This is a genomic window from Agrobacterium sp. MCAB5 (assembly GCF_052114365.1).
GTDB classification, from domain to species: domain Bacteria; phylum Pseudomonadota; class Alphaproteobacteria; order Rhizobiales; family Rhizobiaceae; genus Agrobacterium; species Agrobacterium tumefaciens.
Genome location: NZ_JBFREP010000006.1, coordinates 258657 through 284874, shown reverse-complemented (window position 1 = coordinate 284874; position 26218 = coordinate 258657). Strand labels below are relative to the sequence as shown.

26 protein-coding genes are annotated in these 26218 nt (G+C 58.8%); 19 read left to right on the top strand and 7 right to left on the bottom strand.

Going from position 1 to position 26218, the window contains the following annotated elements:
* Nucleotides 1-3: 3 nt before the first annotated feature.
* The 3 genes from AB4Z23_RS16265 to AB4Z23_RS16255 all read right to left on the bottom strand — a co-directional run bounded on the left by AB4Z23_RS16265 (nucleotide 4) and on the right by AB4Z23_RS16255 (nucleotide 2032).
* Entirely contained in the window at nucleotides 4-321 is a 318-nt protein-coding gene (locus tag AB4Z23_RS16265; RefSeq protein WP_003517929.1) for a cupin domain-containing protein, read from the bottom strand.
* A gap of 41 nt (nucleotides 322-362) precedes the next feature.
* A complete protein-coding gene (locus tag AB4Z23_RS16260) occupies nucleotides 363-1100 on the bottom strand; it encodes a FadR/GntR family transcriptional regulator (protein ID WP_003517927.1) in 738 nt (245 codons plus the stop codon).
* 134 nt (nucleotides 1101-1234) lie between these two features.
* Nucleotides 1235-2032, bottom strand: a complete 798-nt coding sequence (locus AB4Z23_RS16255; RefSeq protein ID WP_065705287.1) for an NAD-dependent epimerase/dehydratase family protein — start codon at nucleotides 2030-2032, stop codon at nucleotides 1235-1237.
* 175 nt (nucleotides 2033-2207) lie between these two features.
* Between AB4Z23_RS16255 and kduI the strand changes: the two genes are divergently transcribed.
* The 8 genes from kduI (at nucleotide 2208) to AB4Z23_RS16215 (ending at nucleotide 9837) form a co-directional block, all read left to right on the top strand.
* On the top strand, nucleotides 2208-3032 hold the full coding sequence (gene kduI, locus AB4Z23_RS16250; protein WP_065705289.1) for a 5-dehydro-4-deoxy-D-glucuronate isomerase: 825 nt from the start codon (nucleotides 2208-2210) through the stop codon (nucleotides 3030-3032).
* Nucleotides 3029-3772: a 2-dehydro-3-deoxy-D-gluconate 5-dehydrogenase KduD gene (gene kduD, locus AB4Z23_RS16245; protein WP_013761417.1), complete on the top strand. Its 744-nt coding sequence runs from the start codon at nucleotides 3029-3031 to the stop codon at nucleotides 3770-3772. Before kduI ends, kduD begins: the two co-directional genes overlap by 4 nt.
* 113 nt (nucleotides 3773-3885) lie before the next feature.
* A complete protein-coding gene (kdgD, locus tag AB4Z23_RS16240) occupies nucleotides 3886-4797 on the top strand; it encodes a 5-dehydro-4-deoxyglucarate dehydratase (protein WP_112959758.1) in 912 nt (303 codons plus the stop codon).
* Between the two features lie 24 nt (nucleotides 4798-4821).
* Entirely contained in the window at nucleotides 4822-5958 is a 1137-nt protein-coding gene (locus AB4Z23_RS16235; RefSeq protein WP_112959757.1) for a D-galactarolactone cycloisomerase, read from the top strand.
* On the top strand, nucleotides 5955-6833 hold the full coding sequence (locus tag AB4Z23_RS16230) for an amidohydrolase family protein (RefSeq protein WP_113291891.1): 879 nt from the start codon (nucleotides 5955-5957) through the stop codon (nucleotides 6831-6833). Before AB4Z23_RS16235 ends, AB4Z23_RS16230 begins: the two co-directional genes overlap by 4 nt.
* 146 nt (nucleotides 6834-6979) lie before the next feature.
* The gene (locus tag AB4Z23_RS16225; protein ID WP_003517915.1) at nucleotides 6980-7957 is read left to right on the top strand and encodes a TRAP transporter substrate-binding protein; all 978 of its coding nucleotides are present in this window, start codon (nucleotides 6980-6982) and stop codon (nucleotides 7955-7957) included.
* Between the two features lie 77 nt (nucleotides 7958-8034).
* Nucleotides 8035-8556, top strand: coding sequence for a TRAP transporter small permease (locus AB4Z23_RS16220; RefSeq protein ID WP_013761414.1), 522 nt, complete (start codon nucleotides 8035-8037; stop codon nucleotides 8554-8556).
* Nucleotides 8557-9837, top strand: a complete 1281-nt coding sequence (locus AB4Z23_RS16215; protein WP_003517912.1) for a TRAP transporter large permease — start codon at nucleotides 8557-8559, stop codon at nucleotides 9835-9837.
* A gap of 29 nt (nucleotides 9838-9866) precedes the next feature.
* Here the strand turns inward: AB4Z23_RS16215 and AB4Z23_RS16210 are convergent, their stop codons facing one another.
* On the bottom strand, nucleotides 9867-10793 hold the full coding sequence (locus AB4Z23_RS16210; protein ID WP_019566472.1) for an AraC family transcriptional regulator: 927 nt from the start codon (nucleotides 10791-10793) through the stop codon (nucleotides 9867-9869).
* A gap of 211 nt (nucleotides 10794-11004) precedes the next feature.
* Here AB4Z23_RS16210 and AB4Z23_RS16205 point away from each other — a divergent pair, with 211 nt between their 5' ends.
* The 6 genes from AB4Z23_RS16205 to AB4Z23_RS16180 all read left to right on the top strand — a co-directional run bounded on the left by AB4Z23_RS16205 (nucleotide 11005) and on the right by AB4Z23_RS16180 (nucleotide 17952).
* Entirely contained in the window at nucleotides 11005-11886 is an 882-nt protein-coding gene (locus AB4Z23_RS16205; RefSeq protein ID WP_003517909.1) for a carbohydrate ABC transporter permease, read from the top strand.
* Nucleotides 11887-11890: 4 nt separating this feature from the next.
* On the top strand, nucleotides 11891-12775 hold the full coding sequence (locus tag AB4Z23_RS16200) for a carbohydrate ABC transporter permease (protein ID WP_019566471.1): 885 nt from the start codon (nucleotides 11891-11893) through the stop codon (nucleotides 12773-12775).
* Nucleotides 12776-12777: 2 nt separating this feature from the next.
* Nucleotides 12778-13878 (top strand): ABC transporter ATP-binding protein, encoded by a 1101-nt coding sequence (locus AB4Z23_RS16195; RefSeq protein WP_035199333.1) that lies wholly within the window; start codon nucleotides 12778-12780, stop codon nucleotides 13876-13878.
* A 43-nt stretch (nucleotides 13879-13921) separates the two neighbouring features.
* Nucleotides 13922-15187 (top strand): ABC transporter substrate-binding protein, encoded by a 1266-nt coding sequence (locus AB4Z23_RS16190; protein WP_112154410.1) that lies wholly within the window; start codon nucleotides 13922-13924, stop codon nucleotides 15185-15187.
* Nucleotides 15188-15299: 112 nt separating this feature from the next.
* The gene (pglA, locus tag AB4Z23_RS16185; RefSeq protein ID WP_112153403.1) at nucleotides 15300-16871 is read left to right on the top strand and encodes a polygalacturonase PglA; all 1572 of its coding nucleotides are present in this window, start codon (nucleotides 15300-15302) and stop codon (nucleotides 16869-16871) included.
* Nucleotides 16858-17952, top strand: coding sequence for a glycoside hydrolase family 88/105 protein (locus tag AB4Z23_RS16180; RefSeq protein ID WP_112153402.1), 1095 nt, complete (start codon nucleotides 16858-16860; stop codon nucleotides 17950-17952). The genes pglA and AB4Z23_RS16180 overlap by 14 nt, the downstream gene beginning before the upstream one ends.
* 45 nt (nucleotides 17953-17997) lie before the next feature.
* On the opposite strand, the gene AB4Z23_RS16175 is transcribed toward AB4Z23_RS16180, so the two are convergent.
* Both AB4Z23_RS16175 and AB4Z23_RS16170 read right to left on the bottom strand, forming a co-directional pair.
* The gene (locus tag AB4Z23_RS16175) at nucleotides 17998-19260 is read right to left on the bottom strand and encodes an ATP-binding protein (RefSeq protein WP_111789576.1); all 1263 of its coding nucleotides are present in this window, start codon (nucleotides 19258-19260) and stop codon (nucleotides 17998-18000) included.
* Nucleotides 19257-19988: a response regulator gene (locus AB4Z23_RS16170; RefSeq protein WP_211391350.1), complete on the bottom strand. Its 732-nt coding sequence runs from the start codon at nucleotides 19986-19988 to the stop codon at nucleotides 19257-19259. The genes AB4Z23_RS16175 and AB4Z23_RS16170 overlap by 4 nt, the downstream gene beginning before the upstream one ends.
* 203 nt (nucleotides 19989-20191) lie before the next feature.
* On the opposite strand from AB4Z23_RS16170, the gene AB4Z23_RS16165 reads away from it, so the two are divergent.
* From AB4Z23_RS16165 to AB4Z23_RS16150, 4 genes are all read left to right on the top strand, one after another.
* Entirely contained in the window at nucleotides 20192-20833 is a 642-nt protein-coding gene (locus AB4Z23_RS16165) for a hypothetical protein (RefSeq protein ID WP_111789602.1), read from the top strand.
* A 126-nt stretch (nucleotides 20834-20959) separates the two neighbouring features.
* Nucleotides 20960-21256, top strand: a complete 297-nt coding sequence (locus AB4Z23_RS16160; protein ID WP_111789601.1) for a hypothetical protein — start codon at nucleotides 20960-20962, stop codon at nucleotides 21254-21256.
* Nucleotides 21257-21283: 27 nt separating this feature from the next.
* The gene (locus AB4Z23_RS16155) at nucleotides 21284-22507 is read left to right on the top strand and encodes an efflux RND transporter periplasmic adaptor subunit (protein WP_111789575.1); all 1224 of its coding nucleotides are present in this window, start codon (nucleotides 21284-21286) and stop codon (nucleotides 22505-22507) included.
* A 3-nt stretch (nucleotides 22508-22510) separates the two neighbouring features.
* On the top strand, nucleotides 22511-24469 hold the full coding sequence (locus tag AB4Z23_RS16150; protein WP_441360345.1) for a MacB family efflux pump subunit: 1959 nt from the start codon (nucleotides 22511-22513) through the stop codon (nucleotides 24467-24469).
* A 16-nt stretch (nucleotides 24470-24485) separates the two neighbouring features.
* On the opposite strand, the gene AB4Z23_RS16145 is transcribed toward AB4Z23_RS16150, so the two are convergent.
* Nucleotides 24486-24722, bottom strand: a complete 237-nt coding sequence (locus AB4Z23_RS16145) for an acyl carrier protein (protein WP_003517889.1) — start codon at nucleotides 24720-24722, stop codon at nucleotides 24486-24488.
* Between the two features lie 309 nt (nucleotides 24723-25031).
* Here AB4Z23_RS16145 and AB4Z23_RS16140 point away from each other — a divergent pair, with 309 nt between their 5' ends.
* Entirely contained in the window at nucleotides 25032-26129 is a 1098-nt protein-coding gene (locus AB4Z23_RS16140) for an acyltransferase family protein (protein WP_019566461.1), read from the top strand.
* Nucleotides 26130-26218 lie beyond the last annotated feature (89 nt).

Genomic DNA, 26218 nt, shown 5'->3' with positions numbered 1-26218 from the left:
GGTTCAGAGAAAGTCGTCGCGGCGCGGGGTGAAGCAGTCGATCAGCTCGCCCTCTTCCAGGCAGAGGCAGCCGTGCTCGACATGGCCGGGAATGATGAGGCTGTCGCCTTTCTGCAGGTCGTAGGCTTCGCCATCGCGGTAAAAGCGGAAGCTGCCGCTGGCGACATAGGTGGATTGCACATGCGGATGGTTGTGCAGCTTGCCTTCGGCGCCGGTCTTGAAGCGGAACGAAACCACCATCAGCTCCGGCGCTTCGGAAAGCACGGTGCGTTCAACACCATCGTCGGGTGAAACGGTGGGGAATGTCGGAAGCTGCTGCATGTCGTTCTCCTCGGTCATGCGATGTCGTTCAAGCTTGAAATTCAGCGCGGCGCGCGCAGCATGGCGCGGTAACGCGTCTGACTGCTTTTCAGGTGGTGGCGCATGGCGCTTCTTGCCGCCTCTTCGTCGCCGTCCTGTATAGCAATCAGGATCGCTTCGTGCTCACCGACAAGCCGGTTGAGGTCAGCGGGCGAAAGCACGGTTTCCTTGCCGTTTTCGGCAACGGCGCGGCGCGGAATGAGCGTGGGGCCAAGCACCTGTAGAAACTCGCTGAAGCGCGGATTATTGGTCGCGTCGGCAACAGCCAGGTGAAAAGCGAAGTCGGCCTCTGCTGTCGGAATGCCCTTGGCGGCGCTGGCGCGGAAGGCATCGAAGGCTTCGATGATTTTCTCCTCCTGCGCCGGGGAGCGGCGAACGGCCGCAAGACCGGCGGCATCACCTTCCACGGCGGTGCGCAGTTCGAGCATTTCGATCAGGGACGAGACGCGGGCAAGATCGACATTATGGAACGGCCGTCGCTCGACAGGCGCTGGCTCCAGCACGAAGACGCCCGCACCCTGACGCGGCTCGACCAGCCCGTCGGACCTCAGTGAGGCGATGGCCTCGCGCACCACGGTGCGGCTTACGCCGAATTCCTGCGTCATCTGCGCTTCGGAAGGCAGGCGCTCGCCTGTCTTATAACGGCCCTTGGCGATCTGGCTGCGGAGCTCCTCGGAAACCTTCACCACAAGCGTCTTGGCTTGCGGAGCTGCCGGTTCGGAGGTTATCGCTTTTGTCATTGTCATCGCCGTTCTAAAAAAGGGTGCAGGTTAGCGTCCGGTATTCCTCGATACGTCATTCGCGGTCCGGCTTGCAATCCCGCTGCACGCGCAGGAAAGACCGGTTATCATGCCTGTCGGTCCCGAATGGCATTTCACGTCGCCTTGAAGATCGGATTGTCGATGAAAACGCCGCCCTGAAAACGCGCCACCGCATCTTTAGGGTCTGGTTGCGGTGTTGTCTCGGCAATGTGCTGCCGGAAAGTCTCGGCGTTGTCCTTCGGTTTCCAGCCAAGCCAGCCGAGGTGGGAATTGTCCCACCAGCCCGCGTCATTGGCCGATGCGCCCCAGATGACCGGGCAGCCGAGCACCGGCGCGCGGAAAACCGCCTCGATCAGCGATACGAAATCATCCTGCGAAAACCAGGTCGACAACATGCGGTGATTTTGCGGTTCCGGCGTGCATGAGCCGATACGGACCAGCGCCGTTTCCTGGCCGAATTTTTCGAAATACATGCGGGCGAGGCTTTCGCCGAAACATTTGGACACGCCGTAAAGACCGTCCGGCCGGAAGGGAACGTTGGGGCCAAGCCGCTCTGTCTGGGAATAATAACCGATCGTGTGATTGGAGCTGGCGAAGACGATTCGCGGCTGCCCATGGGCGCGGGCCGCCTCATAGAGGTTATAAAGCCCGATGATATTACCGTGAAGGATTTGCTCGAAAGGCCGCTCCACCGATATGCCGCCAAGATGGACGATGCCGTCACAATCGGCGACCATCGCATCGACGGCGCTGGCGTCGGCCAGATCGCATTGCACGCATTCCTCGTTCGGCCCGGCAGGATCGAGCGGCGAAAGATCGGCAAGACGCAATATCTCGGCCATGGGTGCGAGGCGCTTGCGCATGACGCGGCCGAGTTGGCCAGCCGCACCGGTAACAAGAAGCCGTTTCATTGCAATTCTCCCTAAACGAATGGACTGCGGATCATCGAGGCTGCGGGAAACCCCATTCAACGTCTCAGGCGTGGTCGAGATATCCAGGTTCCTCTTGACCTTGTCATACAGATCGTACAAAAAGCGGATAACATATATTATGTCCTATACGCAACAATCATGAAGGATGAGTTTGATGCTGACCGTCGAAACAAGGCAGGCCGTCAACCCGGAATATGCAAAAACGCTCGATACCGATGGGCTTCGCAAGCATTTCCTCGCCAACGACATGTTCCGTTCCGGCGAAATCAGGCTGATCTATACCCATTACGACCGTTTCGTCATGGGCGGCGCGGTGCCTGATGGTGCCCCGCTGATGCTGGACAAGGTCGAGGAAACCAAGACGCCGTCGTTCCTTGACAGGCGCGAGATGGGCATCGTCAATATCGGCGACACCGGCACCGTCAACGCTGGTGGCGAGACGTATACGCTCAATCGTGGCGACGTTCTGTATCTCGGTGCGGGAAGCGGTGCGGTGACCTTCGATGGCGCGGGCCGGTTCTACGTCACTTCATGCCCGGCGCATCGCAGCCTGCCGGCAAAGCTCGTCAGCCTTGCCGACAGCAAGGAGGTCAAGCTTGGTGCGACCGAGACCTCCAACAAGCGCACAATCAACCAGTTCATCCACCCGCTGGTCATGGAAAGCTGCCAGCTGGTGCTCGGCTATACGACGCTCGAGGACGGCTCCGTCTGGAACACCATTCCGTCGCATATTCATGATCGCCGCATGGAGGCCTATCTCTATTTCGGCATGGATGAAAAGTCGCGCGTTCTGCACCTGATGGGTGAGCCGCAGGAAACGCGGCATCTCTTCATTTCCAACGAAGAGGGTGCCATTTCTCCGCCCTGGTCGATCCATTCCGGCGCTGGCATCGGCTCTTACACGTTCATCTGGGCCATGGCTGGGGACAATGTCGATTATACCGACATGGACTTCATTCAGCCGGGGGATCTGAAATGAAAAATCCCTTTTCGCTTCAAGGGCGTAAGGCGCTGGTGACGGGTGCCAATACGGGGCTTGGTCAAGCAATCGCCGTCGGCCTCGCCGCGGCCGGCGCGGAAGTTGTCTGCGCCGCCCGCCGCGCGCCGGACGAGACGCTGGACATGATCGCGAAGAACGGCGGCAAGGCCGCCGCATTGTCGATTGATTTTGCCGATCCACTCGCCGCCAGGGACAGCTTTGCCGACGCCGGTTTCGATATTCTCGTCAACAATGCCGGCATCATTCGCCGCGCCGATTCCGTGGAGTTTTCAGAACTCGACTGGGATGAGGTGATGGACGTCAATCTCAAGGCGCTGTTTTTCACCACGCAGGCCTTCGCCAAGGAATTGCTGGCGAAAGGTCGTCCGGGCAAGGTAGTCAATATCGCCTCGCTACTGTCGTTTCAGGGCGGCATCCGCGTACCGTCCTATACGGCGGCGAAGCATGGCGTTGCGGGTTTGACCAAGCTTCTGGCAAATGAGTGGGCCGCGAAGGGCATCAACGTCAATGCCATTGCGCCCGGTTACATCGAAACCAACAATACCGAGGCGTTGCGGGCGGATGCTGCCCGCAACAAGGCCATTCTGGAACGCATCCCGGCAGGCCGCTGGGGGCATTCTGAAGACATCGCCGGGGCGGCGGTTTTCCTCGCCTCGCCGGCGGCTGACTACGTGCATGGCGCCATCCTCAATGTCGATGGTGGCTGGCTGGCGCGCTAATGCGCGCCGGTTTTCAAAATTCATCATATAACTTGTATGATGACTTGTTGACAAATATGCGGCAAGCGGTTTAGGTGGCTTCCAGTCAGTGAACTTGCAGAGGAATACGGATTATGAACCCTGAACAAATCAAGGCGGCGCTTGGCTCCGGCCTGCTCTCCTTCCCGGTAACGCATTTTGATTCCGAGGGTCGTTTTGCGGCCGATAGCTACAGGGCGCATGTCGAGTGGCTTGCCGGTTACAAGGCGCCGGTGCTGTTTGCCGCCGGCGGTACGGGCGAGTTCTTCTCGCTGAAGCCGGATGAAATCCCTGCTATCGTTTCGGCTGCCAAGGAAGTGGCCGGTGAAACGGCAATCGTTTCCGGCTGCGGCTACGGCACCGAAGTTGCGGTTGATATCGCACGCGCGGTGGAAAAAGTCGGTGCTGATGGCATCCTGCTTCTGCCGCATTATCTCATTGATGCGCCGCAGGAAGGCCTTTACGCGCACATCAAGAAAATATGCCAGTCGGTCGGCATCGGCGTCATGGTTTATAACCGCGACAATTCGGTGCTTCAGGCGGATACGCTGGCGCGTCTCTGCGATGAGTGCCCGAACCTCGTCGGCTTCAAGGACGGCACCGGTGATATCGGTCTCGTTCGCCAGATCACCGCCAAGATGGGTGACCGCCTGATGTATCTCGGCGGCATGCCGACGGCGGAACTGTTTGCCGAAGCCTATCTCGGCGCCGGTTTCACCACCTATTCCTCGGCCGTCTTCAACTTCGTGCCGGGCCTTGCCAACGAGTTCTATGCGGCGCTGCGGGCCGGCGAGCGCGCCACCTGCGAACGCATCCTGACGGAATTCTTCTATCCGTTCATGGCGATCCGCAATCGCGCCAAGGGTTACGCTGTCTCCGCCATCAAGGCTGGCGTTCGCCTGCAGGGCTTTGATGCGGGTCCGGTGCGCTCGCCGCTGAAGGATCTGACGAATGAGGAAATCGGCATGCTCGATGCCCTGATCGGCACGCACAAGCGCAAGGTGTGATCAAGGTATAACGGGAGGGGAACGATGAAGATCACAGCGGTGCGCACGCATCTGCTCGAACATCGGCTGGCCACGCCGTTTGAAAGCGCATCCATGCGCTTTGACCGGCGTGCCCACGTTCTGGTCGAAATCGAATGCGATGACGGGACCGTCGGCTGGGGCGAATGCCTCGGTCCGGCGCGACCGAACGCCGCCGTGGTTCAGGCCTATTCCGGTTGGCTTATTGGCCAGGATCCCCGCCAGACCGAAAAGATCTGGGCTGTGCTTTACAATGCCCTGCGCGACCAGGGCCAGCGCGGCCTCAGCATTACCGCCCTGTCCGGTATCGATATCGCGCTGTGGGATATCAAGGGAAAGCATTACGGCACCTCCATCTCCATGCTGCTCGGCGGGCGCTGGCGCGAAAGCGTGCGCGCCTATGCCACCGGCAGCTTCAAGCGTGATGGGGTCGACCGTATCTCCGACAATGCCAATGAGATGGCGGAGCGCCGTGCAGAGGGTTTTCACGCCTGCAAGATCAAGATCGGTTTCGGCATCGAGGAGGATCTTGCGGTCATTGCCGCCGTGCGCGAAGCGATCGGGCCGGATATGCGGCTGATGATCGACGCCAATCACGGCTATACCGTTACCGAAGCCATCGCGCTCGGCAATCGTGCGGCTGAATACGGCATCGACTGGTTCGAGGAGCCGGTGGTTCCCGAGCAGCTCGATGCCTATGCCCGCGTGCGGGCGGGCCAACCAATCCCGGTTGCGGGAGGCGAGACCTGGCACGGGCGTTACGGCATGTGGCAGGCGCTTTCCGCCGGTGCCGTGGATATTCTCCAACCAGACCTCTGCGGTTGCGGCGGCTTTTCCGAAACGCAGAAGATTGCCACGCTTGCCACGCTGCACGGCGTGCGCATTGTGCCGCATGTGTGGGGCACGGGCGTGCAGATCGCCGCTGCCCTGCAGTTCATGGCCGCGATGGTGCCCGATCCGGTGCGGGTAAACCCCATCGAGCCGATCATGGAATTCGATCGGACACATAATCCGTTCCGTCAGGCCGTGCTGCAACAGCCGATAGAGGCGGTGAACGGTGTCGTCGCCATTCCCGATGGTCCCGGTCTCGGCATCGAGATCAACCGCGACGCACTCGTTGAATTCAGGATGCCACAGCCATGAGCGAACTTGTCAGAAAACTAAGCGGGACACCGCCGCAGCCAGCATTCCCAAAAGGGGCGGTCGATACTCAGATGCATATGTATCTGCCCGGTTATCCAGCCTTGCCGGGTGGGCCGGGCCTGCCGCCGGGTGCGCTGCCGGGGCCTGAGGATTATCGCCAGCTCATGCAATGGCTCGGCATCGACCGCGTCATCATCACCCAGGGCAACGCCCAACAGCGAGATAACGGCAACACGCTGGCCTGCGTGGCAGAAATGGGCGAGGCAGCCCGCGCGGTGGTGATTATCGATGAGAACACGACTGAAAAGGACATGGAAAGACTTGCCGCTGCCGGTGCCGTGGGCGCCCGTATCATGGATTTGCCTGGCGGCGCGGTGAGCCTATCGGAACTGGAAGCGGTGGATCAGCGTGCCCATGCTGCCGACTGGATGGTGGCAGTTCAGTTCGACGGCAATGGGCTTCTCGATCATTTGCCGCGTCTTGAAAAAATCCGCTCGCGCTGGGTCTTCGACCACCATGGTAAATTCTTCAGGGGTATCGACACGGATGGCCCGGAGATGGCGGCACTTTTGAAGCTCATCGATCGCGGCAATCTCTGGTTCAAGTTTGCCGGTGTTTATGAAAGTTCGCGCGACGCCTGGCCCTACGAAGATGTTGCAGCCTTTTCGCGCCGTATCGCTGCCCATGCGCCGGAGCGGATCGTCTGGGGGACGAACTGGCCGCACAATTCGGTCCGTGAGACGGCTGCCTATCCGGATGATGCCCGCCTTGCGGAGCTCACACTCGGCTGGCTGCCGGACGATGCGGCCCGTCACCGAGCGCTGGTGGAAAATCCAGAAGCCCTGTTCAAGCTGCCGCCACTCAAGGCGGTGTAGTTTCAATTCGGGATAGTTGGGGAAAGGGAGGTCCCCATCATCCTTTGCAGATGAAAGGTCTTTGCATGCCGGCCCGGATGGGCGTGAAAAATTCGGTCCGTTAGCCTTGGAGGGGTGGGGCCATTGTTACAACGGAGGAGGAAGAAATGAAAAAGATTGCAAGCATGATGTGCATCGCGATGGGGATCGCGCTGTCAGGCGTTTCCGCCAAGGCGCAGGAAATCACCCTGCGCTCGGCCGATATTCATCCCGACGGTTATCCGACGGTTGAAGCCGTGAAATATATGGGCGAACTTCTGTCGGAACGCTCCAATGGCCGCATCAAGGTGCAGGTCATGAACAATTCGGTTCTCGGCGGTGAGAAGGATACCATCGAGCAGACCCGCTTCGGCGTCATCGACATGAACCGCGTCAACGCTGCGCCTTTCAACAATCTCGTCAAGGAAACCACCGTTCTCGGCCTGCCTTTCCTGTTCCGTTCGACGGAACACATGCACAATACCGTAGACGGCCCGATCGGCGATGAGGTTCTGGCAGCTTTCGAACCGCACGGCCTGATCGGTCTTGCCTTTTACGATTCCGGTGCGCGTTCCTTCTACACAACCAAGAAGCCCATCGAAAAACTGGCGGACCTGAAGGGCCTCAAAATCCGCGTGCAGCAATCGGATCTGTGGATTTCGATGATGCAGGCGTTTGGCGCCAACCCTACGCCGATGCCGATGGGCGAGGTTTACTCCTCGCTTGAAACAGGCGTTGTCGATGGTGCGGAAAACAACTGGCCGTCCTACGAATCCGCCCGTCACTATGAAGTGGCGAAGAACTATTCGCTGACGGAACATTCCCTCAATCCGGAAATCCTCGTCATCTCCAAGATTTCCTATGACAAGCTGTCGCCGGAAGATCAGAAGCTGCTGCGTCAGGCAGCCAAGGATTCCGTTGGCAAGATGCGTGAATTGTGGAGTGCGCGCGAAAAGGCCTCGGAAGAAAAAGTACGCGCCGGTGGCGCCAACGTCATCAAGGTCAATAAGGAAGAGTTCGCCGCCGCGATGGGGCCGGTCTACGACAAGTTCGTCACCGATCCAAAAATGAAAGACCTTCTTGAGCGGGTAAAAGCCGTCAAGTGACATAGGGAAAACCGGCTCTGGCAACAGGGCCGGTTTTCTTTTGTCGTCATTGGTCTGAGGTTGGAGGAGGAAGGCAAATGCGAAACTTCATGCGGGCGATCCGCCCATTTCTCGGCGCGCTCAGCCGTGCGTCACTTTACATCGCCGGCGTCGGCATGGTCGCCATGACCCTTATCGTCGGCTGGCAGGTGTTTGCCCGTTATATCCTGAATGATTCACCAAGTTGGTCCGAGCCGCTGTCGCTTCACCTTATGTCATGGTTCATCATGCTGGGGGCGGCGGTGGGCGTGCGTGAAAGCGTGCATCTGGGGCTGGATATTCTGCGCTATATGATGCCGCCGCGCATACAGGCGGCGATGGACCTGACCAGTCTGGCACTGATCTTCTTTTTCGGGGTTGGCATGTGCTGGTACGGAACCGTCCTCTCTGCCGGAACATGGACGGCGACGATCCCTGTTCTTGGATGGCCGGGCGGCATGGATTTCTTCCCGCTGATCGGTGGCGGTTTTCTGATCGCGCTGTTTGCAGCCGAACGCTTTATCGATCTCGTCATCGGCGAGGAAATCGCGGCGGATGTGTTTGTGCAGGAGGCCGCGTAAATGGCTTACACAATCCTCTTCGGTGTCTTCACCCTTCTGATGCTGATCGGTACGCCGATTGCGTTCTGCCTCGGCATTGCCTCCTTCGCCACCGTTCTTTATCTCGGCCTGCCGCCCATCGTGGTCTTCCAGCAGATGAACTCCGGCATGAACGTGTTTGCGATGATGGCGATCCCGTTCTTCATCTTCGCGGGTGACCTCATGGTCCGCGGCGGTATAGCCCATCGTCTGATCCGTTTTGCGGCCGGTCTTGTCGGTCATCTGCGCGGCGGTCTGGGGCAGGTCAACATCGTCGCTTCGACATTGTTCGGCGGCATTTCCGGCTCGGCTGTCGCCGACGCCTCGGCCGTTGGTGGCCTGATGATCCCGCAAATGGCCAAGCGCGGTTATGACCGGGATTACGCCGTCAACGTCACTGTCAACGCCGCCATCATCGCGCTGATGATCCCGCCTTCGCACAATATGATACTTTATTCGATCGCGGCGGGTGGCAATGTTTCGGTGGCCGATCTCTTCACCGCCGGCATCATTCCAGGCCTGCTGCTTGCTGCGGCCCTGATGGTCACCGCCTATATCGTCGCGCGGCGCAAGGGTTACCCGTCCGAGCCGTTTCCCGGCTTTTCGAAGCTGATGTATTATCTTCTGGCGTCCTTTCCCGGCATTCTGTTGATCGGCATCATCTTCGGCGGCGTTCGTTCGGGTATCTTCACCGCGACGGAGAGCTCCTGCATTGCCGTTCTCTACGCTTTCCTTGTTGCCATGCTTGTCTATCGTGAGCTGGACTGGAGCGGTTTCGTGGAAGCGGTGATGGGGGCGGTTCGTACGACAGCGATGGTTCTGCTCGTCATCGGCACGGCTGCGTCGTTCGGCTGGTTGATGGCGTTTCTGCAGGTACAGACACTGATGATCGCGACAATCAGCGCGATTTCGGACAATCCGATTATCGTGCTTCTGGTCATCAACGTCATTCTGCTCTTACTCGGCACTTTCATGGATATGGCGCCTATGGTCATCATTTCCACGCCGGTGCTTCTGCCTGTCGTGAAGGCCTTCGGCATCGATCCCGTGCATTTCGGTGTCGTGATGATCCTGAACGCCGGTATCGGTCTCAATACGCCGCCGGTCGGAACGGTGCTCTTCGTGGGATGTGCGGTTGGCGGCATAACGATACGGGAAGCGATGCGAACGATCTGGCCGTTCTTCGGCGCCAGCATAGCCGTGCTGCTCGCCGTCACCTATATTCCGTCGCTTTCACTCTGGTTGCCGTCACTTTTCCGGTAGTTCCAAAGCTTTATCGCAAGAAGGCCCCGCTATGCCGGGGCCTTTTGCATTTCGGTGGCAAGCAGCCTCTGCTGTTCGTGCTCGTCAAACGCCATCAGATTGCCGTGCCTGCTGCGGCGTATCCTGTTCATGTGGTCGCGGGGGCTCAACCCCAATGTGCGCTTGAACATCCGCGAAAAATAATAGGGATCTCCATAACCCACTTCTGCCGCCGCAGCCGCAACTGAAAGCCCGGCTTCAAGAAAATGCATGGCACGTTCCATGCGTTTGAATTCCTGATACTTCCTCGGCGTGCGCCCCACCCGTTTCTGGAACTCACGCAGGAAATAGTCGCGATTATAGGGGGCTGCGTCGGTCGCCCTTGCGGCGATTTCAGGGTCGAGCGGATTGGCGGAAATCATCGTGATCGCTTTCATGACAGCCAGATCCAGGGCTTCGGCACCTTCCGGCTGGAAACTCGGACGGTCGACCCATCCGAGAAATGCATCATCGATAAATGCGATCAGCAACACCATGAACAGGTGATGCTGGCCAAGCGTGACAGAGGAGGGCGGAGCGCTCTGCCGATAGTGGCGCACCAGCGGCTCCAGCAGCGGCCAGCGGCTCAGCGAAAGTTTCGGCTTGAGGTCCATCTGCGCGACAAGGTTGTGACGACCGTAAATATCCAACGTGAAATGCTGTGCCACTCCCCGATAGGTGACGGCCTGTTCATTCCAGCCGATAAAATGCTGCCCCCTGAAAATCAGCATGGCGTCGCCAGGCTCCAGCACCCGTGCTTCACCGTCCACGAGATAATGCCCGCGACCCTCCAGGCAGATAATGAGATCGTCCACCTGATTGGATTTGTCGATCTGCCAGGTGCGGGAGTGCTCCATCTTGATCGTGGCGCGCGTGAGATTAAGCGTGAGCGCCGCAGGCGGAACGGACGAGAGAATACCACCTTCGATTTCGTCCATCTTTTTCCTCGTCTTTGTTAATTCACCTTGGCTCGGAAATTTGGTTTTGTCACCTCACAAACTGCTAATGCGCGCCGTATCAATGAGGGAGGAGATCGGCTGCGGCGAGAAATCGCGCCATCATGCGCCCGCCGTCAGCCGTTCCGGGAGAATCACTTGCACGAAATTGTATTCTGTTATCCGCGCCTTTCCGGGGTGGGGGAGGAGCGTCATGAAATCTAATCGCTTCCTCGGGCTGGGATATCTGACGCCCTACATCATCGGACTTCTGGTTTTCACGGCGATCCCGTTTCTGGGTTCCCTGTATCTCAGCTTCACCCGCTACGACCTGATGAGTGACCCCACATGGGCGGGACTGGCCAATTACGAGCGGCTTTTCACCCGTGATCGCACGTTCATGAAATCCCTGAACGTCACCCTGTTTTATGTGTTTCTGACGGTGCCGTTGAAGCTTGCCTTCGCGCTGTTCATCGCAGCGATACTCAATTACAAGCTGCAATTCATCAATTTTTTCCGCACCGCCTTTTACGTTCCGTCCATCCTCGGCGGTTCGATCGCGATTGCGGTGCTGTGGCGCTACATCTTCGCCAGCGAAGGGCTGGCCAACATGGCGCTGGCGGCAATCGGCTTGTCGCCGGTCGACTGGTTTGGCGATCCCGCCAATGCGCTTTTTACAATTACGCTGCTGCGCTGCTGGCAGTTCGGTTCGGCCATGGTGATCTTTCTCGCCGCGCTGCAATCCATCGACAAGTCGCTTTATGAGGCAGCGGCAATCGACGGCGCAGGCAAGGTAAAGACGTTCTTTTTCATCACCCTGCCGCTTCTGACGCCGGTCATCTTTTTCAACCTGATCATGCAGATGGTGCAGGCATTCCAGGAGTTTAACGGGCCTTACATCATCACCCAGGGCGGGCCGTTGAAGTCTACCTATCTGCTGCCTCTCTATATTTACGATGAGGCTTTTAAGAAGTTCAACATGGGCTATGCCTCCGCCATCGCCTGGGTTCTTTTCACCATCATCACCGTGCTGACCCTCGTGGCCTTCTGGTCCTCGAAAAAGTGGGTCTATTACGCCGGCGACAAGCGGAATTGATGCCATGACCGATATCGCAACCTTAAACGACATGCAGGCCGCCCGCCGGGCAAGGCTCCGGCTGTTATCGACCTCTGTCCGGTACACGCTGCTGTTCGCGGTCGGCTTCATCATGCTCTATCCGCTGATCTGGCTGGTCGGCGCAAGCTTCAAGACCAATTCCGAGATCTTTTCCGGTGCAGGTTTCATTCCTGAGACGCCAACGCTGGACGGTTACATCCGCGGCTGGGAGACTTCCACGCCCTACACCTTCGGCCGGTTTTTCTGGAATTCGTTCTTGATCATCCTGCCGAAGGTCATCGGAACGGCGATTTCCTGCACCATGGCGGCCTATGCCTTTGCGCGCTTCGATTTTCCGCTGAAGAAAATCCTGTTTGGCTCTGTCATCGCCATCCTGCTTTTGCCCAATGTCGTAACCCGCATTCCACAATATATCCTGTTTCGTGACCTCGGCTGGCTGGATAGTTTCCTGCCGCTATGGGTTCCCTCGGCACTAGCCGGTGATGCCTTCTTCGTCTTCATGCTTGTGCAGTTCCTGCGCTCGCTGCCCTCGGATATGGAGGAAGCCGCCCGTGTGGATGGCGCCAACAGTCTGCAGACGCTGGTTTACATCGTCGTGCCGATGCTGGCGCCGGCGCTGATCTCGGTCTGCCTTTTCCAGTTCATGTGGACGATGAACGACTTTCTGGGACCGCTGATCTACCTGTCCTCGGTCGATAAATATCCGGTGAGCCTGGCGCTCAAACTCTCCATCGACACCACCGAAGCCTTCGAATGGAACCGCATCCTGGCGATGTCGGTGCTGACGATCGCGCCTGCGCTCGTCGTGTTTTTCGCGGCGCAACGGTATTTCATTGAAGGGATCTCGTCTGGCGGGGTCAAGGGCTGAAAATGGCAAGCGTTCAACTTAAAAATCTCGAAAAAGTCTATGGCGGCAGCTTCAAGGCCGTGCACGGCATCAATCTCGAAATCGAGGACGGCGAGTTCATGGTCTTCGTCGGCCCGTCCGGCTGCGCCAAATCCACCACGCTGCGCATGGTGGCGGGGCTGGAGGAAATCACCGGCGGTGAAATCCTCATCGGAGATCAGCGCGTCAACGACCTGCCGCCCGGCAAGCGCTCCATTGCCATGGTGTTCCAGAACTATGCGCTCTATCCGCATATGAAGGTGCGCGGCAATCTTGCTTTTGGCCTCAAGATTGCCGGTGTTGCCAAGCCCGAGATCGAGAAGGCAATCGACAATGTCGCGCGCATTCTCGAAATCGAGCCCTTGCTGGATCGTCTGCCGAAACAGCTTTCCGGCGGGCAGGCGCAACGTGTTGCTTTGGGCCGCGCCCTCATCAAGAAACCGGGCGTGTTCCTGTTCGATGAGCCCCTTTCGAATCTCGATGCGAAGCTGCGCGCTTCCATGCGTGTGCGCATTACCGATCTGCATCGCCAGCTGAAGGCGGAGGGCCTCTCTTCGACCGTCGTCTACGTGACGCACGATCAGACGGAAGCCATGACCATGGGCGACCGTATCTGCGTCATGCAGGCCGGGCGCATCATGCAGGTCGCCACGCCGAAGGAACTCTACAACCGGCCCGCCAATCTGTTCGTCGCCGGTTTCATTGGCATGCCGGAAATGAACCTTGTGGATGTGGCGATCGACGGGGCGGAGTTCGTCATCGGTGGGCAACGTCTTCCGATAGGCGACCATCTGGAAAAGCGGCTTTCAGCCAGACCGGCAGACGCCGTCATCGGCATCCGTCCGCAGCATCTTTCGCTCGCCGGTGAGGCCGATGGGCCGGCGCTGCAGGCGAAACTGACCAACGCCGAATTCATGGGGCACGAGGTCTATCTGCATGCCGATCTGGGCGGACAGAAGCTCGTGAGCGTGGTGGGAGCAGCCGAATTCGAGGCGCTTGGGCGCGACGGCATTCTGCGACTGAAGCCGGACCCCGAGAAGCTGCATATTTTCGACAAGGCCGATGGCCGCAATGTCTCGCTGTGAGGAGGGGACGAGCGTGCCTGATTTTTCGAGGAGGAGAAGAACAATGAAGATGACGAGAACAATGGCGATGCTGGCCGGTGCTGCCTATCTGGCCACCGTGGCTGCGCCTGCGGCGGGTGCCGCGGAACTGCGTATGTCGTGGTGGGGCGGCGAAAGCCGTCATGTCGCCACCCAGAAGGCAATTGCCGCCTGCGGTGAAAAATACGGCCACACGGTCAAAGGTGAGTTTACCGGCTTCGACGGATATCTGGAAAAACTGACCACGCAAATGGCAGGCAAGACGGAGGCTGATATCGTTCAGGTGAACTGGCCATGGCTGCCGCTGTTTTCCAAGAATGGTGAAGGTTTTGCTGATCTGCGTCAGCTGAAACCTCTCGATCTTTCGCAATGGGCCGAGACGGATCTGGAAGCGGGTTCTATGAACGGAGTGCTTCAGGGCCTTTCAGTCTCCACCACCGGCCGCGTGTTTTTTTTCAACGCCACCACCTTCGAGAAGGCTGGTGTTGAAATCCCCAAGACATGGGATGAATTCTTCGCGGCAACAAAAACCATCAAGGAAAAGCTCGGCAAGGATCATTACACCTTCAATGCCGTAAAGGAGACTGCCCAGCTTCTCGTGACACTCGCCGTGGTGCAGAAAACCGGCAAGGATCTGGTCGACCCCAAGACCAACCGTGTCGCCTGGACGTCGGAGGAACTGGCGGAAGGTATCTCGTTCGTCGGCAAGCTGGTAGAAACCGGCTCCATTCGCTCCCAGAAAGAGGAAGCGGCCGATGGCAACGTCAATCTTTATGAAAAGCCGTCCTGGTCCGAAGGCCGTATCGCTGGTTCCTATGAATGGGATTCCACCTATTCGAAATATGCCGATCCCCTAAAGGATGGGCAGGTGCTGAAACCCGTGCCGATGCTGAAGCTCGCCGATGCCGTAACGGAAGGCGTTTATCGCAAGCCTTCCATGGTCTTTTCGATCTCGAAAAACTCGAAGAACCCTGAAGCGGCCGCGCAAATCCTGAACTGCCTGCTGAACGAGCCTGAGGGCATCGATGCGCTTGGCACGTCTCGCGGCCTGCCTGCTTCCAAGGCTGCGGCGCAGCGTCTGGGCGACAAGGGTGAGCCGGAAGTGCGCGCCGCCAACGCCATCGTCATGACGGCATCTGGACCGGTAGTTTCGCCCTTCAACGAACATCCGGAAATCCGCTCCGGCTTCATCGATACGCTGGAGGAATATGCCTATGGCCAGCTGACGGCGGAAGAGGCGGCTGAGCAGATCATCGATACCACCAATGACGTTCTGGCCAAATTCGATTGACGACAATGGCCCGCCGCCCTTGCGGCGGCGGGCTCTTTATCCGGTTGCCGGGTGACATGGGCATTCCCGCCGATTGTTTTCGCGGGACATGCACGAACAACGAGAAACGAGCATGAACGAACCCTCTATCATCGCGCTTTCGGCGCGAACGGCGGCGCTTTGCCTCGCTGTACCCGGTGCGCGATATCACCTGCCGCAGACGGCATGGCGGCTGACTTCGCAAGATGGTGATTTACGAACCGGAAAATCCGCCACCGTGGTGACGCTGCTGCATGATCTGCGTCCGGATACGCGGTATGTGTTCGAAGCGGATGGGTTCGCAAGCCTGGAGTTCAGGACAGCGCCCTGCGCGGGGCTTGTCGAGGCGATGGCATTTTCGCTGACGCCGGATATTGCGCTTGACGACGAAGCCGGCGCACGCGCCAACGCCCGCGCTCTGGAAGAGGCAGTTGCCGCCGTGCCTGCGGGCGGCACGTTGCGATTTGCTGCCGGCCTTTGGACAGCGTTTCCCGTGCGGTTGAAAAGCGACATGACGTTTCATCTTGCGGAAGGGGCCGTGCTGCGCGCACCCTCCACCCGCAATGGCTGGCCGATCCTGCCTGCCCGCGATGAGACGGGCCGCATGCTCGGCAGTTGGGAAGGGCTACCGGATGCCTGTTTCGCTGCGCCGGTCCATGCCATCGGCGCAGATAATCTCGTGATCGAAGGCACAGGCGTTCTCGATGGTTCCGGCGACAGAGGCGACTGGTGGAGCTGGCCGAAAGAAACCCGTGACGGCGCGCGCCGACCGCGCGGCCTGCATCTCGTTTCCTGCCGCAATGTCGGGCTTTTCGGTTTCACCATTCGCAATGCACCGTCCTGGACGGTCCATCCACAGGGGTGCGAGACCCTGACAGCGGCGGGTCTCACAATCAGCGCTCCGCATAACAGCCCCAATACCGATGGCTTCAACCCGGAAAGCTGCCGCAACGTGACGATATCAGGCGTGCGCTTTTCAGTGGGCGACGATTGCATTGCTGTGAAGGCAGGCAAACGCGGGCCGAACGGCGAGGACGACCATCTGGCGGAAACACGCGGCGTCAGCGTACGCCATTGCCTGATGGAGCGCGGCCATGGCGGGCTGGTGATCGGCTCGGAAATGTCGGGTGGCGTGCATGACGTAACGGTAGAGGACTGCGACATGGTTGGCACGGATCGCGGCCTGCGTCTCAAGACGCGGCGGGGCCGTGGCGGTTCAGTCAGCAATGTCACCATGCGCCGGGTGTTGCTGGATGGCGTGCAGACCGCGCTTTCCGCCAATGCCCATTACCATTGCGATGCCGATGGGCATGACGGCTGGGTGCAGTCGCGAGACCCTGCACCTGTCGACGACGGGACCCCGTTTATCGACGGAATTACTGTCGAAGATGTGGAAATCCGCCATCTGGCACATGCCGCCGGCGTCTTTCTCGGTTTAGCGGAGGCCCCAATCCGCAATATCGCCATTCGCAATCTCACCATCGTCTCGCGTGATCCTGCAGCCGTGGCCACACCGCCGATCATGGCCGATGGGGTGCGCCCCATGCTGCATGAGGGGATCGTTTTCGAACAGGCTGAAATCATTTGCGACGATCCTGCGCTGCTGAGCGCCTCTGGCATTTCCCATTCACAGATTTCAATCGAGAAAACCCATGAAAGCCACTGATTATTTTGATCAATTCACCAGCCGATATAGGCACTACAAGGGCGGAAGCTGGTGTTATGAGGATGGCTGTGTCTATCGGGGTTTGCAGCACCTGTTCGAAGCGACCGGCGAGCGTCGCTGGAACGAACATCTGCATCGTCTGGCTGACACCCAGATAGCGGCAGACGGAGTGCTCGCCGGTTACGATCCTCAGGAATACAATATCGATCACATCCTTGCCGGTCGCATTCTGTTTCCTCTGGCAGCGGAAACGGGCGATCCGCGTTATCTCGCTGCGGCGGAACATCTTGCTGGCCAACTCCGCAGCCATCCGCGTACGGGCTCCGGTAATTACTGGCACAAGAAGCGTTATCCGCATCAGGTCTGGCTGGATGGCCTTTATATGGGACTTCCTTTCCAGATCGAATATGCGCAGGCGACTGGTGACGCCGAACTGATCGACGATGCGCTACAGCAATTCTCAACCGCACTCACGCTGACGGCGGATGCCGGTGGGCTCTATGTCCATGGTTATGACGAAAGCCGCAACCAGCGCTGGGCCGACCCCGTGAGCGGCCAATCCCCGGCCGTATGGGCTCGCGCCGTCGGCTGGCTCGCCATGGCGCTGGTCGATGCGTTGGTGATGTTGCCGGCTGATGGCGCAACGATCGAACTTCGGGAACGCGCGGGCCTACTTCTGGCCGGTATTGTTGCCCGGCAGACTAAAACCGGTCTCTGGATGCAGGTGCTGGACAAACCGGATCTTGCCGGAAACTACGAGGAAACCTCCGCTTCGGCGATGTTCGCCTATGCCTTACTGCGGGCTGCGCGGCTGGGGCTTTTGCAGGGCGAGGAGGCAAAGGCGGCTCTTTCGGCGGGCCGGTCCGCGCTTGATGCCCTGCTTGAGAGACAGCTCAAGGTGGACGAAAAGGGTATCGTCCGTCTCACCGGCATCGTGCATGTCGCGGGCCTTGGCGGTTTCGAGGGCAATTATCGCGATGGGTCTCCGGATTATTACCTGACCGAGCCGGTTGTATCCGATGACGCCAAAGGCGTCGGGCCGCTGATGATGGCCTATGCCGAAAGCCTGCTTTTGGCATGACGGCGCGGTCATCTTAACGGGCATAGGGTATTTTGTGGCATGAGATCATGCCACTTTTGCCAAGATCACCGTCTGGATCAGGCCCTGTTTTTTGTGGTTCGCGATGGTGATCGTGCCACCGAAGCGCTCGATGATTTCCCTGGCGATGGCAAGACCCAACCCCACACCAGGGATCGACTTTCGCCGCCCGAGATCGACCCGAAAGAAGGGCTCGAAAACCCGGCCGATCAGTTCCTGCGGAATGCCAGGGCCTTCATCGCGGATTGTAACGACGACCTCGCTCTCGTCCTCGGTTAGATCGATCCGTGCCGTTTTGCCATGGGTGACGGCATTGAGGATGAGGTTGCGCAAGGCTCTTTTAAGCGCAAGCGGAGCGGCCTTGATGATCATGGCGGCTTCCGGTTTCATAAAGTCGAGGGTATCAGCGTAACCGAGATCAGAAAGTTCGCTGACGATTTCGCCGAGAAGCCTGCCGATATCGATCATCTTGACGGTATCCTGGCTCACTTCCTCGCGCACAAGCAGAATGGCGCTATCCGCGATGGCGTTCAGTTCCTCGAGGTCCGCCAGCCATTTGCCCCGCTCTTCGTCGTTTTCGATGAATTCTGCCCGCAGGCGCATGCGGGTCATTGGGGTTCTCAAGTCATGGCCAGCGGCTGCGACGAGGCGCATTCGGCTTTCCATTGCCGCCTTCAGGCGGCGGGCGAGTTCGTTCAAGGCCCGCGCCGTGGCGCGGATTTCACCCGGACCTGTTTCCGACAAATGGGGTAGCGAACCATCGGGTCCGATGCTTGCAGCGGCGTTTTCCAGCATGTCGAGGGGGCGGGTGATCTTTCTGGCAGCAAAGATGGAAACAGCAGCACTGCCAAGAATGATCAGCCCGATCCACATGCCGAAAATCTTCCAGCCGCCCGGGGGAGGACCCATATGCGGAATTTCCGCGACCAGCCATCCGCTTTTTTCCAGCGCTATAGCCGCCACCGGGGCACTACTTCCTGGCGCGCGGATCACAATTGCGGTGCGCGGCTCGCCAACCTGTGCAAGGGCCTTTTCTAGAAACTCCGAAAGCATTCCATCGAGATCACCTTCAGGCGGCTTCTGTTCGATGCGGAAATAGCGGGGTTGTTGCAGCGAGGGGTCGCGTTCGGCCATGGTCACGGCAAAGGCAAGGCTGCGGGCAACGGGCTCGATGGTGGCATCTGGCGGCGGCGGCTGCAATGTCTGATCTGCCACCACAGTTGCAAGCGCGATGACCGCGATGATGGAGACGATCAACAGTGCGGCGATACGGTTTCTGAGCGAGCTCATCGATGCACCGGCAGGGTTCTGACCTGAACCGTCATCTGGTAACCGCCATTGCGAACGGTCTTGAAGATCGGAGCCCGGGCATCGGTTTCGAGCTTCTTGCGCAACCGGCTCATCAACACGTCGACGGAGCGGTCGAACGGTCCCCGGTCCTTGCCCTGCGTAAGATCGAGCAGCTGATCGCGGGAAAGAAGCCGGCCGGGCCTGTCGAGGAAGACTTTCAGCAGATCGAACTCCGCCCCCGTCAGCTCGATCCTCTCACCGCTGGCGTGGATGACGGAGCGCTGTTCCGGATCGGCGGTGAAGTCCGCAAAACCATAAGCGGTGGATGAGCCGCGAGGTACTTCCTGAGGTACTGCGCGGCGCAGCACGGCCTTGATCCGCGCCGTCAGTTCTCGCGGATTGAAGGGTTTGCCAAGATAGTCGTCGGCGCCGATTTCCAGCCCGACGATCCGGTCGACATCCTCCTTGAGCGCTGTCAGGAGAATGACGGGCGTGCGCGGCCGGCGGCCTTGGAGATCGCGGCAGATATCGAGGCCGGAACCATCCGGCAGCATCACGTCGAGCACGATGAGATCCGGATCGGAGCAGGCGAACTGTTCTTCGAACTCACGCTTGTCGGCTGCCATCGAAACGCGAAACCCCTGCGAGCCGAGATATTTCGCGAGCAATGTGCGTATCTCCGGATCATCATCCACGATCAAAATATGTGTCACCGAAACTGTCGCCATATCGTCCAACCTTTTGATGCCACTATACATAAGCGGCGCAAAGAAACGGCGGATTTTTGCAACGAAAGCTTGCTGCGGCCGCTCTGGCAACATTCGGTTACAAATAGGCCGCGCGTGGAACAAGACCCGCAACATTCGGACCAAAGCCGGAAACGCTTAGCTCCTATCGTCTTCTCAGGTTGGAAAACGAAAAGGAAGGTAAGATGAGAAACGCTCTAATCGCCACCGCCGTCGTCGTGACAACTGTTCTTGGCGCTTCGGCCACCTCCCGGGCTGCGGAGCAGGGTGAACCAGTGCCGCCGCTGGCCAGTCCTGACTTCGGTTCGAATAGTGGTCCGGAGCAAAGGCTGCCGCATGGCCGCAAGATGGCCGGGCCTGAGATGCTACGCCCGGATATGATGGGGCCGGATATATTGGGCCCGGATATATTGGGGTTGGCGACGAAACTTTCGGCAGCGGAAATCTATCTCGGCGTCACACCTGAACAGCTTGGTCCGTGGCGCGCCTATACCACTGCGCTGATCGATCTTGTTTTGCCCACTTCGGAACTCAAGCCATTGCCGCCGAAGGGACCGGGTGCGACGGGGCTAGAGCCGCGTCTTGCCGGTGAGGAACTGGCCGGCATCACAATGAAAAAGGCAGAACAGGCTAAAGCACTTCAGGACGCAGCGGCTACGCTGAAACCGAAACTTTCGCCGCAGCAGGTGAAGAAGCTTGCTGAACTCGAACGCGCATTGATGCCGCCTCCGCCTCCCGTCCCGCATGATGGCCGTGCACGAGACGGTCGTATCGAGCCTCCGCATGGCGACAGGATGCCGCCGCTGCCTCACGCAGAGCGGGGCTGACGCCACTCTTCAAAGTTTCCTCCTTTAATAGCCCCCCAGCAAAGGAGGAAATCAGCCGGAAACGGCTGAAGCCGGGGGATCGCTCGCCTGCGATCCCCCGCGTGATTTTCAAGCGAGAAGATGATGATGAGATATTTCTACCTGATGCTGGCGACGGTTTTTGGTTTGAGCTTCGTCTGGTCGGTCGCTGCGGCCGGTGACAGGCCGATGCGAGATCCGGCGGCGAAATCCCGGCAGGAAGAACAGTGGCACCAACCCGTCTGTGCCAAGGAACGGCGCGAAAATGCACACGGCAAGCGTCGTCACGGCGCCTGCCGCAAGGCATCCGCCAGAAAGTCTGTTGCCGCCTATGAATGGATCGAAGCAGACAACGGCTTCATCCTTGTGAAACACGACATGAGGTCGGTTTCTTCTTTTGAGTAGACCGGCCGGACAGGACAGGACAGGACGATGAAAATGGTTCGCAAAGCAGGTGTGGCGCTGACGGTTGTCGCGCTCGCCCTGGGTGGCTACTGGTTTTCGTCACAATATACGCGGGCCGCAACGCCCGGTTATATCACCTCGTCTGTGAAGCGCGGTGATATCGAGCAGACCGTTCTGGCGACTGGAACGCTCAAACCCGTTCGTCTGGTGGCCGTCGGCGCGCAGGCCTCCGGTCGCATCACCGCCGTCAAGGTCGCACTTGGAGATACGGTCAAGGCGGGCGATCTCATTGCCGAGATCGATTCCGTTACCCAGAATAACAGCCTGCGCACGGCGCTGGCAGCGCTTGCCAACGTGAAGGCGCAGCGGGTGGAAAAGCAGGCGACACTTGCTCTCAACCGCCAGAGCCTTGTCCGCCAACAGGAAATGGTGTCGAAAAATGCCGCCTCCCGTGCGGATTTCGAAAGCGCCACTGCAGCGCTCGCAGTCACCCAGGCGCAGATCGAAGCGATCGACGCCCAGATCGAGGAGGCACAGGTCGCTGTCGAAACGGCAAAGGCCAATCTCGGCTATACGAGGATCACCGCGCCCATCGAAGGCACTGTTCTGTCTATCGTCAGTCAGGAAGGGCAGACCGTCAACGCCACGCAGTCCGCGCCGACAATCGTGATCCTAGGCCAGCTCGACCGGATGACGGTGCGCACGGAAATTTCCGAAGCAGATGTGACGCGCGTAAAAGCCAGTTTGCCAGTTTACTTCACGGTGCTGGGTGAGCCGCAGCAGCGTTACGACGCGACGCTTACGTCCATTGAACCGGCGCCTGAATCAGTGCGCAGCGACTCCAGCTTCAGCTCCTCGACGTCTTCCTCGACCACATCGTCCTCTTCCAGCACCTCGTCGTCGGAGGCGATCTATTATAATGGCGTGTTCGAAGTGCCGAACCCGGACGGCAAGTTGCGCACCTATATGACGGCGGAGGTCCATATCGTCCTTGGTGAAGCCAAGGACGTGCTAACCGTTCCGGCGGCGGCCCTTGGTAGCAAGGGCGCCAACGATGACTATGCCGTGCGTGTGGTAGACACCGATGGCAGAATTTCCGAACGCAGGGTCCAGATCGGTCTTAACGACAAGGTAACGGCGGAAGTGCGTTCCGGCCTTGCCGAGAACGAGCGCGTGGTGACCGGCGAACTTTCCATCGACACCACCAAAAACGCCATGCCCGGGCCTGGTGGCCCGCCGATGGGTTTTTGAACAATGGCTGATCCTTTGATTTGCCTTAAATCCGTGCGGCGGGATTATCCGTCCGGTGAAGGTACGATTACCGTACTCAAGAATATCGACCTCATCATCGAGGCCGGCGAGATGGTGGCGATCGTCGGCGCTTCCGGATCGGGCAAGTCGACGCTGATGAATATTCTCGGTTGCCTCGACCGGCCGACCTCAGGGAGCTACAGCATCAGGGGCCGGGAGACGGGCAATCTCGATGCAGACCAGCTTTCGGAATTGCGGCGAGAAAACCTCGGTTTTATTTTCCAGCGTTACCATCTGCTTGTCGAACTGACAGCGCTCGGCAATGTCGAAATTCCGGCGATCTACGCCGGAAAGTCACAAAGCGATCGCAGGAGCGATGCCGCCAGGTTGCTCGGTCGCCTTGGCATGGCGGACCGCCTCGATCATCGTCCGGGCCAGCTTTCCGGCGGCCAGCAGCAACGCGTTTCCATCGCGCGCGCCCTTATGAACGATGCCGAAATCATTCTTGCCGACGAGCCGACCGGTGCGCTCGACAGCGCGAGCGGCGACGAGGTGTTGCGCATCCTCGACGAGCTGCATGCCGAAGGGCGCACTGTCATTATCGTCACGCACGATATGTCAATTGCACGACGTGCCGAACGGATCATCGAAATCAGCGACGGCGCCATAATTTCAGACCGCAGGGCGGATGCCGCGCCGGTTCGGAAGGATGACGCCAAACCCTCTATGGTTTCCGGCGGGGCCTCCAGTCTCGCTGGTCTCGCATCCTCGCTGCGGGAGGCATTGCGCATGGCGCTCCTGTCGATGCAGGCGCACAAGCTGCGCAGCTTTCTCACCATGCTCGGTATCATCATCGGCATCGCCTCGGTCATCAGCGTCGTGGCGCTGGGGCAGGGGTCACAGCAGCGCGTGCTGCAGAATATCTCAAGCCTCGGCACCAACACGCTGGAAATCTTCGCGGGCAAGGATTTTGGCGACATAAGGTCGGGCAAGATCACCACGCTGGTCGTCTCCGACGCCGAGGCACTTGCCAAACAATCCTATGTCGCGGCTGTGACGCCCACGGTCTCGACCTCCAGTACGGTGCGTTTCGGCGCGAAGGAGGCGAATGCGCTTGTGAATGGTGTCAGCGAGCGGTATTTCGTCGCCAAGGGCACGAAGCCGTCACAAGGGCGCTTTTTCGATGCCGCAAGCGTCGCGCAGAAAGCCCAGGAGGTGGTGATTGATGAGAACACCCGCAAATCGTTGTTTGCGGATTTCGACGGCAGCCCCATCGGTCATGTCATCCTCATCGGCAAGATGCCGGCCCGCATCGTCGGCATCACGCAGGCGCAGCAGGGCGGTTTCGGTTCAAGCCAGAACCTTTCACTTTATCTCCCCTATACTGCCGTCCAGTCACGCTTTCTCGGCAGCCTGTCGCTGCGCAGCATCACGGTGCAGGTGAGTGACGATATTGACGCCGCAATTGCCGAACAGGCGGTGACGGTTCTTCTCACCCAGCGGCATGGAACGCGGGATTTCTACATTCTCAACACTGACGATATTCGCCAGACCATCACCAGTACAACGCAGACCATGACGCTGCTGGTTGCGGCGATCGCGGTGATTTCGCTTCTGGTCGGCGGCATCGGGGTGATGAACATCATGCTCGTTTCCGTTTCCGAACGTGTATCGGAAATCGGCGTGCGCATGGCAGTCGGCGCACGGCGCAGTGATATACTGCGCCAGTTCCTGATCGAGGCAGTGCTCGTCTGCATCATCGGCGGAACGCTGGGAATTTTGGGCAGCTTCGGCTTCGGGGCGCTTTTCTCCGCCTTCAGCAGCAATTTCGCCATGGTCTATTCCACGGTGTCGATCATTGCTGCCTTCGTCTGCTCGACACTGATAGGCGTCGTTTTCGGCTATCTGCCGGCCCGCAACGCATCGAACCTCGATCCTGTTGCGGCCCTGTCGGCGGGTTGATATCCGCCGCTGCCGGTCAAGCCTTGTTTTTTTCGATGAAGCGGATGGCGTCGCCAACGGTCAGGATTGTGCTTGCGGCCGAATCGGGGATTTCCACTCCGAATTCTTCCTCGATTTCCATGACAACCTGAACCACTTCGAGCGAATCGGCACCGAGATCGTCGACAAAATTGGCGTCATCGACAACCGTGCCGGGATCTGCGCCAAGCTGGTCAACGATGATTTTTTTAATACGGTCGGCGATGGTGGACATGGTGGGACTCCGCGAAAGTTGTTTGCCGCCGAACAACCCGTTTGAATTTGCGCCCAGGACACTTGCTAAAATCGAAACCGGTTTTTGCGAGGCGTGGTACACAGAGTCAGAAGGTCAAAGCATCGATGACATTCGGACGTAGCATGCCTTTGACGGCTGCGAAAGAGCGTGGCTTATGGGGAATTGCCCATAAGAATTCGGGGTATGTTTGACGTTGAACAGTTTTTGACTGGATGCGATGAACCGCTGCGCTGTAAACCTCGTTTTCGTGAAGTAATTATAATCCAGTCCTGTCGAGCATCAACGCCCATGGTCCAGTCTTCCCCGGAACGCTTCATATTGCTCGATGGCATAAGGGGCGTAGCTGCGCTCTTCATCGTACATCGCCATGCCGAACAGTTTTTCGGGAGAGACGACGCTTCGAGCTATCTCGCCGTCGATTTGTTCTTCGCCTTGAGCGGTTTTGTGCTGGCGCATGCCTACAGCATGAAACTGCGCGAAGGGGCGATTACGCCAGGCTTCTTCATGAAGGCGCGCCTTGCGCGACTTTATCCACTGTATGGGCTGGGGCTGGCGTTGATGGCGTCCTATTTCATTTGCCTCTACCTGTTGGGCCTGCCGACGCCGATCGATGATCTTCATCGCCACATCAATCCCGGTGAACTGGCGATAGCGTTGTTGACCGGGCTTCTTTTCGTTCCGGCACCCTTCACGCTTACATTGAACGGCGCATTGTTTCTGGTGAGTCCGGCATGGTCGCTTTTCAACGAGCTGGTGGTGAATGCGGTTTATGGCCGGTGGGGTGTGCGGGCGACTACGAAACAGACAATCGTGGTGCTGGCTGTCAGCGCCTGCGTCCTTGTCGTGGCGGCTGCTGAGTTTGGGAAGTTGCATGCGGGGTTTCGATGGCACGAAATGTATGCCGGCATGGGAAGGGTGTTTTTCTCGTTTTTCGCAGGCGTGCTGGTTTACCGCTTCCGCAATCGCATAACCGAGCTGAAGCCCATCCAGGCGGCCCTCTGTCTTATGCTGGTCTGCGTCATCCTCGCCGTGCCAATTTCGCGTGAGCTTCGGCCCTTCTTTGATCTCGCGGTGGTTCTGCTCGTCTGGCCGACGGTATTGTTCGTAGCCAGCAGGATAGTGCCGGGTCGCAGGGTGGGAATCTTGTCGACGTTTCTCGGCACAGCTTCCTACGCCGTCTATGTGCTGCATATTCCGCTGCTGGCCTGGACGGATTTTCTGATGCCTGCCGTTGATAGGGAAAACATCGCTTTGCCGGTCGGTGTCGCTTTCCTGATAGGGACGACGTGTCTGTCATGGTACCTGACGGTCCATTTTGATCAGCCAGTGCAGACATGGCTCAAAGGTCGCCTGAGAAAGCGGGCAGGGGTCGGGCAACCCGTGTGATCGCGTCTTGTCGCTGCAGGCTTCAGTAATGCGCGAAGATTGGAGCCGTGATAACAAAGGCCGCGACGAGACTGATGATCGTCAGTTTC